At 69.3% G+C, this 16,101-nt stretch carries 18 protein-coding genes and 1 tRNA gene; 11 read left to right on the forward strand and 8 right to left on the reverse strand.

Features of this window, described 5'->3' with window-relative positions; genetic code table 11:
* Positions 1-116 precede the first annotated feature (116 nt).
* A tRNA-Arg gene (locus tag JQS43_RS19315) sits at positions 117-189 on the reverse strand.
* A 358-nt stretch (positions 190-547) separates the two neighbouring features.
* On the opposite strand from JQS43_RS19315, the gene JQS43_RS19320 reads away from it, so the two are divergent.
* The 4 genes from JQS43_RS19320 to JQS43_RS19335 all read left to right on the forward strand — a co-directional run bounded on the left by JQS43_RS19320 (position 548) and on the right by JQS43_RS19335 (position 4,994).
* Complete coding sequence (locus tag JQS43_RS19320) at positions 548-1,636, forward strand: sugar ABC transporter substrate-binding protein (RefSeq protein WP_239675790.1); 1,089 nt, start codon at positions 548-550, stop codon at positions 1,634-1,636.
* Positions 1,637-1,729: 93 nt separating this feature from the next.
* Positions 1,730-2,515 (forward strand): ATP-binding cassette domain-containing protein, encoded by a 786-nt coding sequence (locus JQS43_RS19325; RefSeq protein WP_239675791.1) that lies wholly within the window; start codon positions 1,730-1,732, stop codon positions 2,513-2,515.
* Positions 2,512-3,774: a sugar ABC transporter permease gene (locus JQS43_RS19330; RefSeq protein ID WP_239675792.1), complete on the forward strand. Its 1,263-nt coding sequence runs from the start codon at positions 2,512-2,514 to the stop codon at positions 3,772-3,774. The genes JQS43_RS19325 and JQS43_RS19330 overlap by 4 nt, the downstream gene beginning before the upstream one ends.
* A gap of 23 nt (positions 3,775-3,797) precedes the next feature.
* Positions 3,798-4,994, forward strand: a complete 1,197-nt coding sequence (locus JQS43_RS19335; RefSeq protein ID WP_239675793.1) for an ROK family transcriptional regulator — start codon at positions 3,798-3,800, stop codon at positions 4,992-4,994.
* Positions 4,995-5,019: 25 nt separating this feature from the next.
* Here the strand turns inward: JQS43_RS19335 and JQS43_RS19340 are convergent, their stop codons facing one another.
* Both JQS43_RS19340 and JQS43_RS19345 read right to left on the reverse strand, forming a co-directional pair.
* On the reverse strand, positions 5,020-5,226 hold the full coding sequence (locus JQS43_RS19340) for a hypothetical protein (protein WP_239675794.1): 207 nt from the start codon (positions 5,224-5,226) through the stop codon (positions 5,020-5,022).
* Between the two features lie 189 nt (positions 5,227-5,415).
* Positions 5,416-7,002: a BCCT family transporter gene (locus tag JQS43_RS19345; protein ID WP_239675795.1), complete on the reverse strand. Its 1,587-nt coding sequence runs from the start codon at positions 7,000-7,002 to the stop codon at positions 5,416-5,418.
* A gap of 209 nt (positions 7,003-7,211) precedes the next feature.
* Between JQS43_RS19345 and JQS43_RS19350 the strand changes: the two genes are divergently transcribed.
* Positions 7,212-7,418: a hypothetical protein gene (locus JQS43_RS19350; RefSeq protein WP_239675796.1), complete on the forward strand. Its 207-nt coding sequence runs from the start codon at positions 7,212-7,214 to the stop codon at positions 7,416-7,418.
* 96 nt (positions 7,419-7,514) lie between these two features.
* On the opposite strand, the gene JQS43_RS19355 is transcribed toward JQS43_RS19350, so the two are convergent.
* From JQS43_RS19355 to JQS43_RS19365, 3 genes are read right to left on the reverse strand one after another with little or no spacing between them, the layout of a single operon-like run.
* Positions 7,515-8,303 carry an amino acid ABC transporter ATP-binding protein gene (locus JQS43_RS19355; RefSeq protein ID WP_275581097.1) on the reverse strand — a complete coding sequence of 263 codons (789 nt, stop codon included), beginning with the start codon at positions 8,301-8,303 and terminating at the stop codon, positions 7,515-7,517.
* A gap of 6 nt (positions 8,304-8,309) precedes the next feature.
* Entirely contained in the window at positions 8,310-9,302 is a 993-nt protein-coding gene (locus tag JQS43_RS19360; protein ID WP_239675797.1) for an amino acid ABC transporter permease, read from the reverse strand.
* A gap of 17 nt (positions 9,303-9,319) precedes the next feature.
* Positions 9,320-10,225, reverse strand: coding sequence for an ABC transporter substrate-binding protein (locus JQS43_RS19365; RefSeq protein ID WP_239675798.1), 906 nt, complete (start codon positions 10,223-10,225; stop codon positions 9,320-9,322).
* Positions 10,226-10,358: 133 nt separating this feature from the next.
* On the opposite strand from JQS43_RS19365, the gene JQS43_RS19370 reads away from it, so the two are divergent.
* The 5 genes from JQS43_RS19370 (at position 10,359) to JQS43_RS19390 (ending at position 13,913) form a co-directional block, all read left to right on the forward strand.
* On the forward strand, positions 10,359-11,114 hold the full coding sequence (locus JQS43_RS19370) for an SDR family NAD(P)-dependent oxidoreductase (protein ID WP_239675799.1): 756 nt from the start codon (positions 10,359-10,361) through the stop codon (positions 11,112-11,114).
* A 138-nt stretch (positions 11,115-11,252) separates the two neighbouring features.
* Positions 11,253-12,284 (forward strand): ROK family protein, encoded by a 1,032-nt coding sequence (locus JQS43_RS19375; protein WP_239675800.1) that lies wholly within the window; start codon positions 11,253-11,255, stop codon positions 12,282-12,284.
* A gap of 13 nt (positions 12,285-12,297) precedes the next feature.
* The gene (locus JQS43_RS19380) at positions 12,298-13,077 is read left to right on the forward strand and encodes a prepilin peptidase (RefSeq protein ID WP_239675801.1); all 780 of its coding nucleotides are present in this window, start codon (positions 12,298-12,300) and stop codon (positions 13,075-13,077) included.
* Positions 13,078-13,147: 70 nt separating this feature from the next.
* A complete protein-coding gene (locus JQS43_RS19385) occupies positions 13,148-13,585 on the forward strand; it encodes a hypothetical protein (protein WP_239675802.1) in 438 nt (145 codons plus the stop codon).
* Between the two features lies 1 nt (position 13,586).
* Complete coding sequence (locus JQS43_RS19390; RefSeq protein ID WP_239675803.1) at positions 13,587-13,913, forward strand: DUF3817 domain-containing protein; 327 nt, start codon at positions 13,587-13,589, stop codon at positions 13,911-13,913.
* Positions 13,914-13,965: 52 nt separating this feature from the next.
* Here the strand turns inward: JQS43_RS19390 and JQS43_RS19395 are convergent, their stop codons facing one another.
* Positions 13,966-14,178 (reverse strand): DUF397 domain-containing protein, encoded by a 213-nt coding sequence (locus JQS43_RS19395; RefSeq protein WP_239675804.1) that lies wholly within the window; start codon positions 14,176-14,178, stop codon positions 13,966-13,968.
* A 342-nt stretch (positions 14,179-14,520) separates the two neighbouring features.
* Here JQS43_RS19395 and JQS43_RS19400 point away from each other — a divergent pair, with 342 nt between their 5' ends.
* Positions 14,521-15,396 carry a helix-turn-helix domain-containing protein gene (locus JQS43_RS19400; protein WP_239675805.1) on the forward strand — a complete coding sequence of 292 codons (876 nt, stop codon included), beginning with the start codon at positions 14,521-14,523 and terminating at the stop codon, positions 15,394-15,396.
* Positions 15,397-15,516: 120 nt separating this feature from the next.
* Here JQS43_RS19400 and JQS43_RS19405 read toward each other — a convergent pair whose 3' ends face one another.
* The gene (locus JQS43_RS19405; protein WP_239675806.1) at positions 15,517-15,699 is read right to left on the reverse strand and encodes a DUF6232 family protein; all 183 of its coding nucleotides are present in this window, start codon (positions 15,697-15,699) and stop codon (positions 15,517-15,519) included.
* Between the last annotated feature and the right edge of the window lie 402 nt (positions 15,700-16,101).

The following is a 16,101-nucleotide window of genomic DNA, read 5'->3' on the forward strand; positions in this document are numbered from 1 at the left end:
GGCTCCCGTAGCCGCGAGACCACTTGACCTGCGGCGATGCCTGATGATCAAGGCGACCCGACAGCGGAGGCTCCACGCGATCGGGCCAAACCGGTGGATCAAGGCTGTGACCTGGGCGGCCCCGGTAGGAATCGAACCTACGACCGACGGTTTAGAAGACCGCTGCTCTATCCCCTGAGCTACGGGGCCCGAGCCGCCATACTAACGGGTCCGGCGCTTTCAGGCGGGGCCAAGCGGCCCGTACCCAGGGCCGCCGTCGGGTCGGACGGGAGCGACCGCGCCCGACAAGCAGCGGCCACCCCTGCCGAGAGGCCCGCCGCCGCGGCGTTAGCTGCGCGACGCCGCGGCCGGCTGAGCTGAGCCCGTCTCCGTCGATGTCAGCCGCGTTGCGGAATTGTTATCGATCGCGACCAGTCTCCAGCCTTCCGAGCCTTGTGTCCGGATCGAACGACGTAATACGTTGTCGGGCACAACAAAACCTCCGCATGGACCACCCCCTTCTCCCGCCCCGCCCATCCAATGGGCTCCGATCGAAAGGACCACTGCCATGCGCAGCCGGATCCTCGTCACCGCCGCGGTCGGCCTGCTGACCGCCAGCGGGCTGGTCGCCTGTGCCGACGACGGCGCACCCGCGGCCGGCGGCGACTCCCCGATGATCGGCGTGATCCTCCCCGACAGCGCCAGCTCGGTGCGGTGGGAGAGCGCCGACCGCCGGTTCCTGGCCGAGGCGTTCGACGCCGCCGGGATCGACTACGACATTCAGAACGCGCAGGGAGACCGGACCGCGTTCCAGACCATCGCCGACCAGATGATGACCAACGGGGCCACCGTCCTGATGATCGTCAACCTCGACTCGGGCACCGGCAAGGCGGTGCTGGACACCGCCGCCTCACAGGGTGTGGCCACCATCGACTACGACCGGCTCACCCTCGGCGGCGGCGCCGCTTACTACGTCAGCTTCGACAACGTGGCGGTCGGCCGGCTCCAAGGGGAAGGCCTCGCCACGTGCCTGGCCGACCAGGAGGTGGCGGACCCGGTGGTCGCCTACCTCAACGGCTCCCCGACCGACCACAATGCGTCGCTCTTCCGGGAAGGGTACGACTCGGTACTTGAGCCGGAGTTCGGCGCTGGCGACTTCGTCAAGGGCCCGGACCAGGATGTGCCGGACTGGGACAGCACCGAGGCCGCCACCATCTTCGAACAGATGATGACGCAGACCGACAACGAGATCCACGGCGTTCTCGCCGCCAACGACGCGCTCGGCAACGCCGCCATCTCGGTGCTGCGACGGCTTGGCCTCAACGGCACCGTACCGGTCACCGGCCAGGATGCCACCGTCCAGGGCCTGCAGAACATCCTCACCGGCGACCAGTGCATGACCGTCTACAAGGCGATCCGCCAGGAGGCGGAGGCCGCCGCGGAGTTGGCGATCGCGCTGGCGAATGGCGAGCAGCCGGAGACTGAGCAGACCGTGACCGACCCGGAGACCGGTGAGGAGGTGCCCTCGGTGCTGCTGGAGCCGCAGGCCATCTTCGCCGACAACGTGCAGGACGTGATCGACGACGGGTACGTCACCGTTGATGAGCTCTGCGACGGCGAGTTCGCCGACATCTGCGACGAGGCCGGCCTCTCCTGATCCCACCCGCGCCGGGCCGCCGCGCCGACATCGCGCCGGCCCGGCGCGACGCAACAGCCCACGACGCAACACCCCAGCAGCCAGAGGAGGCTCATGTCCACCGTCCCGCTGTTGGAAGTGCGCGGCGTCGAGAAGACCTTCGGGCCGGTGCAGGTGCTGCGTCAGGTAGACCTTACGATCCCGGCCGGCACCGTGACCGCGCTCGTCGGCGACAACGGCGCCGGAAAGTCCACACTAGTCAAATGCATCAGCGGCGTTCATCCGGTCGACGCCGGCGAGTTCCGGTTCGCTGGCGAGCCGGCTACCATCAACGGGCCGCGGGCCGCCGCCGCACTCGGCATCGAGGTGGTCTATCAGGATCTCGCGCTCTGCGACAACCTCGACGTGGTCGCGAATATGTTCCTTGGCCGGGAACGTCGACGCGGACCGCTGCTCGATGAGGCCACAATGGAGTGGCTGGCCGCCGAGACCCTAGCGAAGCTCTCGGTGCGCACACTCACCTCGCTGCGGCAGCCGGTGGCCAGCCTCTCCGGCGGGCAGCGGCAGACCGTCGCCATCGCCAAGGCTGTGCTGTGGGACAGCCGGGTGGTGATCCTGGACGAGCCGACCGCCGCCCTCGGAGTGGCCCAGACCGCGCAGGTGCTGGAGCTGGTTCGGCAGCTGGCCGACAACGGCCTCGCGGTGCTGGTCATCTCCCATAATCTCAACGACGTCTTCGCCGTGGCCGACCGGATCGCCGCGCTCTACCTGGGCCAGATGGTCGCCCAGGTGTCCGCCGACGAGGTCTCCCACGCCCAGGTCGTGGAGCTGATCACCACCGGCCGCAGCGGCCTGCTCGGCGCCGCCGAGGCCTTCGCACCCCCCGGAGAGCAGCGATGACCGCAACCACCACCGCCCAGCCGCCGCCGTCCTCGGCACCGGCCGCCGCACCGGTCACCATCGGCGGGTACGCCCGTACCTATCTGGCTCGGATCCGCGGCGGCGACATCGGCGCCCTACCGGCCGTGCTGGGCCTGATCGTGCTCTGTGTGGTCTTCACCGCGCTCCGCCCGGTCTTCCTCACCTCAGCGAACTTCGCGAATCTCTTCCTGCAGGGCGCACAGATCACGCTGATCGCGATGGGCCTGGTCTTCGTGCTACTAGTCGGCGAGATCGATCTGTCGGCGGGGTTCGCCAGCGGGCTCTGCGCGGCGGTGTTGGCGGTGCTGCTGACCTGGCACGGCCAGCCGTGGTACGTGGCGGTCGCGGCCGCGCTCGGCACCGGTGCCCTGATCGGGCTCATCCTCGGGACCCTGGTCGCGAAGATCGGCATACCGTCCTTTGTGGTGACATTAGCGGGTTTCCTGGCATTCCAGGGCATCATGCTTATGGCTATCCGGGGTGGCAACATCGTCCCGGTCCGGGACGATGTGGTGCTCGCCATCGTCAACCGCAACCTCTCCCCCACCGCCGGGTGGGTCTTCGCGGCGGTCACCGTCGGCGGGTTCGCGGCGGTCCAGTTCGCCACCCAGCGCCGCCGGCTCGCGGAAGGGCTCACCGCACCCCCGACCCCGGTGGTGGCGCTACGGGTACTCACCCTCGCCGCCGTCCTCGGCGCCGCCGTCTACGTGCTCAACCTGGAGCGCAGCCGGACCGCCATCGTCTCCCTCAAGGGCGTGCCGGTGGTCGTACCGGTGATCGCGATTCTGCTGGTAGCCGGGACGTTACTATTGCACCGCACTCGGTTCGGCCGACACCTGTACGCTGTCGGCGGCAACCGGGAGGCCGCTCGCCGCGCCGGTATCAACGTCGACCGGATCCGGATCACAGCGTTTATGATCTGCTCTACCATGGCGGCGATCGGTGGAATCGCCGCCGCCTCCCGCAGCAACTCGGTCGACGCCACCACCGGCGGCAGCGAGGTGCTGCTGCTCGCGGTCGGCGCGGCGGTGATCGGAGGCACCAGCCTCTTCGGGGGTAAGGGAAAGCTGGTAAACGCGGTTATCGGAGGCGCCGTGGTTGCGGTCATCAACAACGGGATGGGGCTGATGGGTTACAGCGCGGGGGTGAAGTTCGCGGTGACCGGGCTGGTATTGCTACTCGCCGCCGGGGTGGACGCGCTGTCCCGGCGACGAGCGCTCGCCACCGGCACCCGGTGACCGCGGTCCATAACCGTCCGGCGATGCGCCCCGCCCCCAGCCAGGAGGAGGTCCGCCGGCAGAATCTCGGTGCCCTGTTGCGCTTCGTGCACCAACACGGGGCGGTCTCCCGGGCCGAGCTCACCGCCCGGACCGGGCTGAACCGCTCGACCATTGGTGCGCTCACCGCCGACCTGGCCGCCGCTGGGCTCGTCACCGAACAGGCTCCTCGGCAGACCCGCCGGGCCGGGCGACCCTCACCGCTGGTCACACCGTTGTCCGGGGCGGTCTGCGGGTACGCGGTCTCGGTGGAGGTGGACCGGGTCCAGGCCGCCCGGGTGGGCCTCGGTGGGGTGGTGCTCGACCGGCGGGAGGCCCCCCGCCCGCCGGGCTCGCCGGTGTCGGCTTCGACCGACCCGCTCGCCACCTTCCTCACCGAGATGCACACCGCTGCGGTGGGCGGGGCAGGCCCTCGCACCATCGGCTGCGGGGTGGCGGTCACCAGCCGACTGCGAGCTCCGGACGGGTCGGTCAGCCGCGGGGTGCAGCCGACCGAAGTAGACGAACCGCTACGGGCAATGGTCACCGCCGCGCTGCCCGACAATCCGCAGCTCCTCACGGGCGGCGCCGCCGACCTCGCCGCCTACGCCGAGCACACTCGCGGCGCAGCCACCGGTCAGCAGAACGTCATTTATCTCTGCGGAGATGGCGGGCTCACCGCTGGGATCATCGCCGACGGCCGCCGGTTCGCCGGTCGGCAGGGGACCGCCGGGGAGGTCGGCCATATGGTGGTGCGCCCCGACGGTTACCGGTGCCGTTGCGGCTCTCAGGGGTGCTGGGAGACCGAGGCCGGGGAGCGTGCGCTGCTGCACGCCGCCGGCGCGAGCGAGCAGCACGGCCATGAGGCGGTGCGGGCGGTTGTGCGAGCGGCCAGCTTCGGCGACCCGACTGCCCGGGCGGCGTTACGACGGGTCGCCGAGTGGCTCGGCCTCGGCACCGGCAACCTGATCAACATCTTCAACCCGGAGCTGGTCATCTTCGGCGGGTCGTTGCGGGACATCTTCCTCGCCGCCGCGGCGCCGCTACGTTCCCGGCTCAACCAGGTCACGCTGCCGGAGCAGCTGTCGGGGGTTCGGTTGCGCACCCCCGCGCTCGGCGACGACGCCGCTCTGCTCGGCGCGGCCGAGCTGGCCTTCGAGCAATTGTTGGCGGACCCGTTGGGCTCGGCGGCTGCCGCTTGACCCCGACGCCATCGCGGGCGCCGGGTCACTCCGAGGGCTCTGGCAGCTCCGGACAGTCAACCTCCGGGTTGACCCCGAGGTAATTTAGCGGCCCCACGAAGATGGTGACCAGTGTGGAGCTGAAGGTCGCGCAATCGTGGTCGGTGGTCATGTAACCTCGCTGGCCGGCCGCCACCGCTCCGACCAGTAACCAGACGACGACCAGCACCGGGATCACTGATCTTCTGCGCACGACGCCCTCCCTAGGCCTCTTGGTGCCCCCTGGTGCGACCCGCCCTGGCGGCAGCTAGACCATACGTTCCCGGGCCGAGTCGCGCATCACCAAGGCAACGCCGTGACCGGGCGCGACCGGGCCGGTCGTCCGGAGTGACCAGTGCACTACCATCGGCGTTGGCGAGGGCACGAAGGGTGATCGCGCTGGTCAGGGCGAGCCTTGCACGTGATCCTTGAACGGGCTGCGGCGCTCGTCCACCCGCTCCGGCACTGGCTCATGGCTAGCCTCCACCAACGTCACCTGCGCCAGCGGCTTCTGGTGGTCGTCGGCGTAGAGCGCTCGGACCAGCCCCCAACACATCACCAGCATGATGACGCTGAACGGCAGCGCAGTAGTGACCGCCGCGGTCTGTAGCGCCGCCAGCCCACCGGCTCCGGCGAGCAGAAGCACCCCCGCGATGGCGCCCTCCAGGGTCGCCCAGAAGACCTTCTGGATCTTCGGCGCATCGGTCCGGCCACCCGAGGTCAGCATGTCGATCACCAGCGACGCGGAGTCCGAGGAGGTGACGAAGTAGGTCGCCACCAGCAGGATCGCCAGCACGGTCATGATCGCGGTGAGCGGCAACGACTCCAGCAGGCCGAACAGCGCCGTCTCTGGGCCTTCGCTCGCCGCCTGCGAAAGCTCCCCGTCGGTGCGCTCGTCCACCTGGAAGGCGCTGTTACCGAAGATCGCCATCCACAGGAAGGTGAGCGTCACCGGGACCAGCAGTACACCGAAGACGAACTCCCGGATCGTGCGGCCGCGGGAGACCCGGGCAATGAACATGCCGACAAACGGCGACCAACTGATCCACCACCCCCAATAGAAGATGGTGTTGCCCGCCTGCCACTCCGGCGCGCCCGTCCACATCGAGGTCTCCGGCAGGAGCTGCACGTACTGGCCGGTCTGCTGCACAAAGCTGGCCAACACCCCGAGCGTGTCGGGGGCGACGACAAGCACGAAGAGCATCAGCACCACGCCGATGGTGAGGTTGGTGACGGAGAGCCGCAGAATGCCCTTGTCTAGACCTGCCATGAGCGAGGCGATCGCCGCCAGGGTGATCGCTCCGATCAGGACCAGTTGGACGGTGATGGACTGATCGATGATGCCGAGGCTCGCCAGCCCGGCGTTGACCTGGAGGATGCCGAACCCGAGCGAGGTGGCGACCCCGAACATCGTGCCGAAGACGGCGAAGATGTCGACCAGGTCGCCGATCCGTCCGTGGATGCGGTTGCCGAGCAGCGGATAGAGCGCGCTGCGGATCGATAGTGGCAGGTTGTGGCGGTAGGCGAAGTACGCCAGTGACACCCCGACCACGATGTAGATCGCCCAGGCGTGCAGGCCCCAGTGGAAGAAGGTGAACCGCATCGCCTCGTCGGGATTGCCCGCGCCCCCGGTCGGAGACTCTGCCAGGTGCTGCAACGGCTCGGCGACCGCCCAGAAAACCAGCCCGATCCCCATACCAGCGGTGAAGAGCATCGCGAACCAGGTCAGGTAGCGGTACTCCGGCCGGCTGTCGGGTGGCCCCAGCCGGATCCGGCCGAACCGGCTGGTACCGAGCCAGATCACGAAGACCAGGAAGCCGGTGACGACGAGGATGTAATACCAGCCGAGGGTGTTGGCGATGCCGCTCTGCACCGAGTCGAAGACCCGACCCATGGTGTCGGTCGCCGCGATCCCGGCGATCAGAAAGACCACAATGACGAGCACCGAGGTGCCGAACACGACCGGATTGGTCTGAAGCCGCAACCGCATGTCTCCACCCCGTGCAATAGTGGTCATCTTCGCCGGGCAGATTCTGCCACGCCGTGTCGAACCCCCTGGTCGCTGCCTAGGGCCGTTGGTCCGACCTGGTCGGGACCACCGCCTCTGCTGACGGCGTCACTACTACGCGATGGTGTGGACAGGCCGCCGGGGACGGAACGACTGAGCCGGAGCCCACGGCGGCGGTGAGGAGCGGGGCGATGAACAGAGGCACCTTAGGTTGGCTGGCGGCGTCAGCGGCGTTCGCGACGATGGTTGCGGTGGCGGTGGCCGTCGCGACGGTGCGGCAGACCCGCGCCGGGCTCGCTGCGGACGCCGATCTGCCTGCCGAGCCTCTGCACACCGGGGTTCGCGTCGATACGGAGCAGCCGGAGGCTGCTCACCTGGTCGCCGGATCCCCACGGTAGACCAGTTCCGCGACACCCGCCCCCGAGGCGGCGGTGTGGGGTGTGCCAGCCCACACCGCCGCCGAATCCGAGCGACGACGGCAGGCGCCAGGCTGATTACAGCACCTTGGCGAGGAACGACTTGGTCCGCTCGTGCTGTGGGTTGGCCAGCACCTCCCGCGGCGGCCCCGCCTCGACGATCCGCCCCTCATCCATGAAGATCAGCGCGTCGCCGACCTCGCGGGCGAAGCCGATCTCGTGGGTCACCACGATCATGGTCATGCCGTCCTGGGCGAGGCCCTTCATGACGTCCAGCACCTCGCCTACCAATTCCGGGTCGAGCGCGCTGGTCGGTTCGTCGAAGAGCATGAGCTTCGGACGCATCGCCAGCGCCCGGGCGATCGCCACCCGCTGCTGCTGGCCGCCGGAGATGTGCGCCGGGTACGAGTCGACCTTGTCGGCGAGACCCACCCGGTCCAGCAGCGCCATCGCCCGGTCCCGGATCGCCGACTTGCTTCCCTGCCGGAGTCGGACCGGCGCCTCCATGACGTTCTCCAGCACGGTCATGTGGGGGAAGAGATTGAACTGTTGGAAGACCATCCCGATGGCGCGGCGCTGCGCGGCGACCTCTCGCTCGCGAAGCTCGTAGAGCTTGCCTCGGCGTTCCCGGTAACCGATCAGTTCGCCGTCCACCCAGATTCGGCCCGCGTTGATCTTCTCCAGGTGATTGACGCACCGCAGTAACGTGGACTTGCCGGATCCGGAAGGCCCGAGCACCACCGTCACCTCGCCGGGCCGGACGGTCAGGTCGACGCCGTTGAGCACCGGGGTGTGCCCGAAGCTCTTGTGGACCTGCTCGATCCGGACGAGGTAGTCACCGGCCGCGCCGGTCATGGCTGCCTCCATGGTCACCTACGCTCCCCCCTGGCCGCGGGTGAAGCTCCGGAGCCGGACCCGGGCCCGGTCACGAGCGGCGCCGTAGCCCCGGGCGAAGTAACGTTCGACGAAGTTCTGCAGGACCATCAGGACACTGGTCAGGAAGAGATACCACATACAGGCGGCCACCAGCATCGGGAAAATCCGGAAGGTGCGGGCCCCGATCGCCTGGGTCTGGAACCACAGTTCGTTCGTCACCGGCACGTACGCGAGTAACGCGGTGTCTTTGAGCAGCGCGATCAGTTCGTTGCCGGTCGGCGGGATGATCGCCCGCATGGCCTGCGGCAACACCACCCGGCGCAGGGTCTGGGGCCGGCTGAGGCCAAGCGCGGCCGCCGCCTCGCTCTGCCCCGGGTCCACCGACAGGATCCCGGCCCGGACGATCTCGGCCATGTACGCCGCCTCCGACAGCGCCAGCCCAAGCAGGCCCGCGACGAACCCGGTCAGTACGGTGCGGGCGTCGAAGCCGAAGATGCGGGCCTGGAAGTCCTGAATCCCGAAGAGCGCTCCGATTTGCCGGTCGAACGGCAGCCCGAACTCCAGCCGGTCCCACAGAATGCCGAGGTTGCCGAAGAGCACCAGCAGCACGATTCGCGGCACCGCCCGGAAAAACCAGGTGTAGAACCAGGCCGCGCCGGAGAGCAGCGGGTTGGCCGACAGCCGCATCATCGCCACGACGATGCCCAGAGTGATGCCGATCGCCATCGCCAACAGGGTGATCACGACGACGGTGCGGACCCCGCGCAGGATCGGCGGGGTGAACAGGTTCTCAAAGACGAACGACCACTGGAACGCCTCGTTCGTCAGCAGCACGTGGGCGAACATCGCCGCCAGCACCGCGACGCCGCCGGCCGCCAGCCACCGGCCCGGATGCCGCACCGGGATCGCCCGGATCGCCTCCGGAGCAGCCCGCTCCGGAGGCGAATCCGGCGGTGGATCCGGAACCGGTGGGGTGGCCTGATTACTCATTGGTCGGTCGGCGGGAGTTACGGGTTGACGGCCGGGTCGTCGATGGCGCCGCCCTCAACCCCCCACTCGGTCAGGATGTCGAGGTAGGTGCCGTCGTCGATGATTGCCTGCAGCCCCGCCTGCAACGCTTCGGCGAGCTGCGACTGGTCCTGGTTCACCACATATCCGTACGGCGCGGCGTCGTAGATCTCCCCGACCAGCTCCAGCGCACCGTCGGTCTGGGCGACCGCATACGCGCTCACCGGCGAATCCGCGAGCATCGCGTCGTTCTGCCCGGAGACCACCGACGCGGTCGCCAGGTCCTGACCCTGGAACTGTTCGATCGTGATCGCCGACTCACCGTCGGCCTCGCACTGCTCGGACCGTTCGGTGATGTCGTCCACCTGCACGGTGTCGCGCTGCACCGCGATTCGCAGACCGCAGGCGTTATCTGGATCGACCGGTTCGCCGGCCGGCGCCGCCCACTGCGTCCCGGCGTTGAAGTAGCTGACCATATCGACCTCGGTCAACCGCTCCTCGTTGATGGTGAACGAGGAGACGCCGACCTCGTACTCGCCGGACTCGACTCCCGGGATGATCGCGCCGAACGGTGCCGGGGACCATTCGACGGTCAGCCCCAGCTTGGCGGCGACCGCGTCGAACAGGTCGACGTCGAAGCCCTCGACGGTCTGCCCATCCTCGGCGAGGTACTCGTTCGGCGGGTAGGTGGCGTCCACCCCGACCGACAGCTGCCCGTCGGCGGCGATGTCGTCCGGCACCAGTTCGGCGAGGTCCGGGTCGGCCTCGATGGTGGGGGTATCGCCGTTGTCGTTGTCGTTGTTGTTGTCGTCTCCGTTACCGCAGCCGGCGAGCGCGAGCACTACCGCCGCCGACGCCGCAGTGAACCCGGTCAACGCCCGCCGCCGGGTCGAACGCATCCCCATCGTGCCCCTCCTGTATCCGCATCCCTCGGCACTGGGATTCCAGGCAGGGAATATTACTCTTTACCTACACACCGGTAACCTGGGCCGCGCAGGCCTGGCCGCCGGTGCGGTTCGACCGACGAGGAGCGTAGCGGTGGCAGATTTCCAAGGGATGACAGCGGTGGTCACCGGTGGCGGCTCGGGCATCGGCGCGGCCTGCGTGGCGGCGCTGCACGCGGCCGGCGCCCAGGTCGGCATCCTGGACCTCCAGCCCGGCGACACCACCGACCCCGGGCTGCTGCCGGTCCCCGCGGACGTCGCCGACGACGCTTCGGTCAAAACGGCGGTGGCGCGCGTCGCCGACCAGTTCGGCGGCCTGGACATTCTGGTCAACAGCGCCGGGGTCGGTGCGGCAGGGCCGCTCGAGGGGCACGACGACGCCGAATGGGCCCGGGTGCTCGATGTGAACGTCACCGGCATCGCCCGCGCCTGCCGGGCGGCCCTGCCGTACCTCCGGCGCAGCCGGCACGGGTCGATCGTCAATCTCTCGTCGATCGCGGCCTGGGCTGGGCTGCCCAACCGGTCGCTCTACTCCGCTTCGAAAGGCGCGGTGCACGCGTTGACGTTCGCGCTCGCCGCCGACCTGGTCGCTGACCAGATCCGGGTGAACTGCGTCTGCCCGGGCACCGTGGACACCCCGTGGGTGACGAGGCTGCTCGCCGCCGCCGAGGATCCCGCCGCCGAACGGGCCCGGCTGGCCTCGCGGCAGCCGAGCGGTCGGCTGGTCAGCGCGGCGGAGGTGGCCGCCGCAGTCTGCTACCTCGCGGGGCCGGCGGCGGGTTCGACCACCGGCACCGCGCTCGCCGTCGACGGCGGCATGCACGGCCTGCGGCTACCGCCGCCCGGCTGACCATCCGGCAGCGCCCGCCGGTTCAGCGAGCGGTCGGTCGATCTGCGGCCGCTGATACGCTGTGCCGCAAACTTAAGGTACGGACGGACGATGGGGTCTTCCGGAGGTGCAGGCGGCCGATCGAGGAGAGCGTGGCAGATGGGCGTAGCTGGACAGCAGGTCGTGGTCGGGCTCGATGTTGGCGGCACCAGCTGCAACGCCACGGTGTTGACCGCCGCCGGCGAGTTCCTCGTCGATCAGATGTTTGAGACCCCGAGCCGGGTCACCGAAGGCCCGGCGATCGCGCTGGATGTGCTGGCGCAGGCATTGGCGCAGGTGCTGACCTCGACCGGCATCCCCCTCGCCGCGGTCGCGGCGGTCGGGCTCGACACCCCGGGGCCGGCCAGCCCGGATGGCGTGCTCTCCACCCGGGGAGCCACCAACTTCGGTGACCCCGCCTGGCATGGCTTCGACTTCCGCGGTGGGCTGGCGGAGCGGTTGGCGCTGCCGGTCATCTACTTGAATGACGCCAACGCCGCCGCCCTCTACGCCCACCAGGTGCATTTTGGCCTGCTCGCGCCGGAGCGCTCGTCGGTTGCGGCGGTGGTCGGCACCGGGCTCGGCGGCGGCCTGGTCGATCGCGGTCAAGTGGTCACCGGGGTCGCCGGGCAAGCCGGCGAGCTGGGCCATGTCCACATTCCCATGACCGGGTTACTCGCCGAGGATCAACCGGTCCCCCGCTGCAACTGCGGTTTCCAGGGCGACGCCGAGAGCGTCGCCTCGCTCACCGGCATCGTCAACAACCTGCTGCCGTACTGGCTGACCCGCTACCCCGACCACGACCTGGCCAAGGTGACGCCGGTGCGGGAGGCGGCCAAGCAGGTGCGCAGGTACGCCGAGAAGGGCGACCGGCTGGCGTTGCAGATCTTCGAACAGCAGGCGATCGCGTTGGGGCGGCTGTTCACGATCGTGGCGAACATGACCGACCCGCACGCCTACTTCGTCGGCGGCGGCGTGGTCGAGGCGGCTCCGCATTTTCGGGACTGGTTCCTGGCCACTGTCCGCGAACACACCGTGCTCCGGGATGAACAGGCCGCGGTGGTCGAGTTTGCGCTGGTCCCGCACCGGGACATGGCCGGTGCCCGGGGCGCCGCGCTCGCCGCCTGGAGCGCGGTGGCGAGCGCCGGATGACCGGGTGAGGGCGATGACCGGGCAGATCAGCACCCGCCCACCGTGGCGGTTGGTCGCGGCGCCGGTCACCCCGTTGCTGCGCTGGGCGGTGCTGGTCCACTCGGTGCCGGCGGGCGAGCCTTGGCGGCGTGGCTGCCCGCACTGTGAAGCGCCGCTGCTGGCCGCCGAGGGGTTGGGCGCGCTCGGGCCGGCCGGGCGCTGCGGACAGTGCCGCCGACCGGCCGGCGCCCCGCCATATCTACTCGAGGTGACCACCATCGCGGTCGCCGCGCTGGTGGCGGTGGGGGTGGTCGGTGCCGGGTCCGCCGGTTGGCCGCTGTGGGCGGCGTTCGCCCTCGTCGGCTGGGCGGTCGCGGCGGTCCCGCTCACCTTCATCGACCTGGCGGTGCACCGGTTGCCGGACCGGTTCACCCTCCCGGCCGCGGGTTGGGTCCTCGGCTGCCTTGGGATATCGGCGCTGGCCGGCGGCTCGGGCGGGGACTGGCTGCGGGCGGCGGCGGCGGCTGCCGTCTGCGGCCTCGGCTTCGCCACCGTCACGCTGTTGTTCGGGGCCCGTGGTTTCGGGCTCGGGGATGCCAAGCTCGCAGTGAGCATCGGGGCGTTGCTGGGCTGGCTGGGTTGGACCGCGCTGGTTGCCGGGCTACTGCTGGCCTTCCTCGCCAGCGGGGTGGTGGCGCTGGCGCTGCTGGCCAGTAAGAAGGTGAGCCGGCGGGATTCGCTCCCGTTCGGGCCGTTCCTGGTGTTGGGCACGCTCGGTGCCGTCGCCTGGGTCGGTTTGTCGGCATCGGCTTGACCGGCCGGGTGCCCGGGGCGGTCGCCCCAGCCGGGCGGCGTAGCCCCAGCCCGGCGTACCCTTGCTGACCATGAGGCGGTTGCTGACCCCGGGCTGGCTCGCCATCCATGTGCTGCTGGTGGCTTCGGTGGTGGGCATGCTCGGACTGGCCGGTTGGCAATGGTCCCGCGCCGCTGGCGGCAACTCGCTCAGCTGGGGGTATGCGTTCCAGTGGCCGGTCTTCGCCGGTTTCGCGGTGGCGATCTGGGTCCGGGAGGCGCGGCGGGTGGTGCGCGGGGCACCGGAACCGGTGTTACCGCCGGTGACCGATGCGAGTCTGGCGCCGCCGGCGGTCGAGCCCAGGGGCCCCGACCACGTGGCGGTGGGCGCGGCGGTGGGCGCGCCGGTGATCACCCGACGGCCGGCCGCGTACGACGGCGGTGACGATCCCGAGGTGGCCGAGTACAACCGCTTCCTCGCCTGGATGAGCGCCAATCCGGGCGCCCGAGCGGTGGACTACCCTGGCTGACGTGTCCGGTGCCCTTACTCGTTTCCGCGTCATCGCCTACCTCGTAGGCGTGTGTCTGATTCTGCTCACCATCGGGGTGGTGCTTCGGTACGGCTTCGGCTACCCCACCCTGTCCCAGACGGTGAGCCCGGTCCACGGTTTCCTTTACATGGTCTATGTGGTGGCGGTCTTCGACCTCGGCCGCCGGATCGACTGGTCGTTGAAGCGGATGGTCCTGGTCATGCTCGCGGGTACAGTGCCGTTGCTGTCGTTCTACGCCGAACGCGTGGTGACGCACCGATGGGTGCCGCAGCCGGCGCCGGTGACCAGCGGCCAACCCACTGCGTGACCGACCGCCCGGGGCGCGCCTCCCGTACGCGCCCGGACCGGCCCGCAGCTACTCAGTGGCGGAGTTCGCCACTGCGCGCTTTCGTCAGCAGGGTTCGCCAGCTGTCGCTGTCGAACGTCAGGTGAGTTGCTGGGCGGGTGTTGTCACGCACCGCGACGCCCCGATCCAACAACGCCACCTCGACGCAGTCGTTCGCGTCGCAGCGGGTAGCCTTTTGCCACCGCAGTGCGACGGGTTCCTGCTGGACCACTCGTTCTCCATTCATGAGCTACACGATTCTCAACCCTGAGGGGTGAAATACCTGGTTGCCGCCCTTATCGGGGTAGCCGAGGACGGCCCACAGGATCTTAAATCATGATCCGCATCCTAATTAACAGGGCGGCGGGATGGCGTAAGAATCCAGAATTCCGGCGGTGCCGGGCGGGTGCCCCTCGTTGCCGCAGGCCGCTGCGTAACCGACAAACCGTATCAATTCTGGCAGCTTAGGCGATCGCGGGTGAATCCGTTTGCTCTCCCCACGGTGTACCCTTTGGCATAGTGCCAGGTGGCTTTCTGCGAGCTTGCCAGCTGCCGAGCTGGGCTCGCCGGCCTACAAGGTGGGGGTCCGGTGACGAGCAGGGTGCACAGCCCAACCGCGGGGCGGCGCAGATTACGAAACACCCTCCGCCGCGTCCGCGACCAGGTACGCCTCACGCAGGAGCAAGTGGCGGAGGCGATGGACTGGTCGCTGTCCAAGGTGATCCGGATCGAGACCGGCGGAGTCGGTATCTCCACCAGTGACCTGCGACAACTGTTGCAGCTCTACGAGGTCTCCGACCCGGATCAAGTGGCCGAGCTGGTGGAACTCGCCCGGGTCGGCCGGCGGCGACCGTGGTGGACCCAGTTCCGGGAGGCCCTGCCCGCGGGCTACCTCTCCTACATCGGCTTGGAGGACGAGAGCAGCGCGCTGCGATGCGTCTCCCCCGTGGGCCTCCCGGGTCTCCTCCAGACCGAGGAGTACTCCCGCGCAGTGGTGGAGGCGAGCTGGTGGGCGGTCCGCCCCAGCGCCCACGGCCCGGCCACCGCGACCGACCGGATCAACGTCCGCCAGATCCGGCAACGAGAGGTGCTACACCGCGACCGACCGCCGGAGATCACCGCCATCCTCGACGAGGCGGTGCTCTGGCGGCAGATCGGCGGGCCCGAGGTGCTGCGGCGGCAGCTGCGCCACTTGGTGACCCTCGGCAGCGAGCCACACATCACCATCCAGGTGCTGCCTTTCAGTGCCAGCATGATGAACATGCTCAGCCACTTCGTCCTGATGGAGTTCTCGGACCCGGCCGACCCCGACGCGGTCTATGTCGAGAGCGCGTTCGATCACACCTTGCTGGAGGGCGAGGAGATCGAGACCTACCGGAACGCCTTCAGCCGGTTACGGGACGCGTCCCTGGCCGCCGAGGATTCACTTACGCTGATCGAGCAGGTCGCCGACCGACTGGCCTAACCCCGCTGAGCGCGCTCAACCCTCCGGTGAGCAGGTGCGGCGGCTGGGGGCCGGCGTCGGTCACCCCACGCCGAACCCCCAGCTCTCACCCGCCCCGCCGGGCCGGTCACCACACCCGGGTCACGCCACTCCGGCGTACTCCCGGGCGCGGGTCAGCGCCCGACATATCTGGCCGAACTCCCGGGCGTCGTGGCACCGGAACAACCGGTGCCGCTGGCCGCGGAAGCTGGCCCACAACTCGTAGCTGCGGGACTGGAGCAGACCCCCCTGCTCCACCCGTTCAATCTCGCTGAGCGACGCCACTGGATAACGGCGCCCCGCCGCGAGGAGGTGCGTTCTCGTGACCGTGGCCCCCGCCCCTTGGTAAAGAACCGCCGATCGCTGGACAGTTTCGGATTCCTCTGGCCCTTGTGGGGCCGGCACGACGTAGCTGTCAGCATTCACATCGGACCCCCTGTCGTTGATCTGCACGCTGGGAGTTGCGCTACGACCGGCATCCAGGGTTCGCCACGACACCGGCCGGCAGCGCAGCTACGGCGCTGTAGCGGTCGGCTCGGCTAACCAGAACCTCCTCACCAGAGACCCCGCTCTGAGACCTCCTTCGCGAGCCTGCACGTCCTTATGACATTGTGCATTACGCCACCCGGTGATTGGAAGCCTAGCGAAGTGACAGGTTGCAGACTAACCGCCGGACGCCCCGGCTCC

Origin of the sequence: Natronosporangium hydrolyticum (genome assembly GCF_016925615.1) — a bacterium.
Classification (GTDB): domain Bacteria; phylum Actinomycetota; class Actinomycetes; order Mycobacteriales; family Micromonosporaceae; genus Natronosporangium; species Natronosporangium hydrolyticum.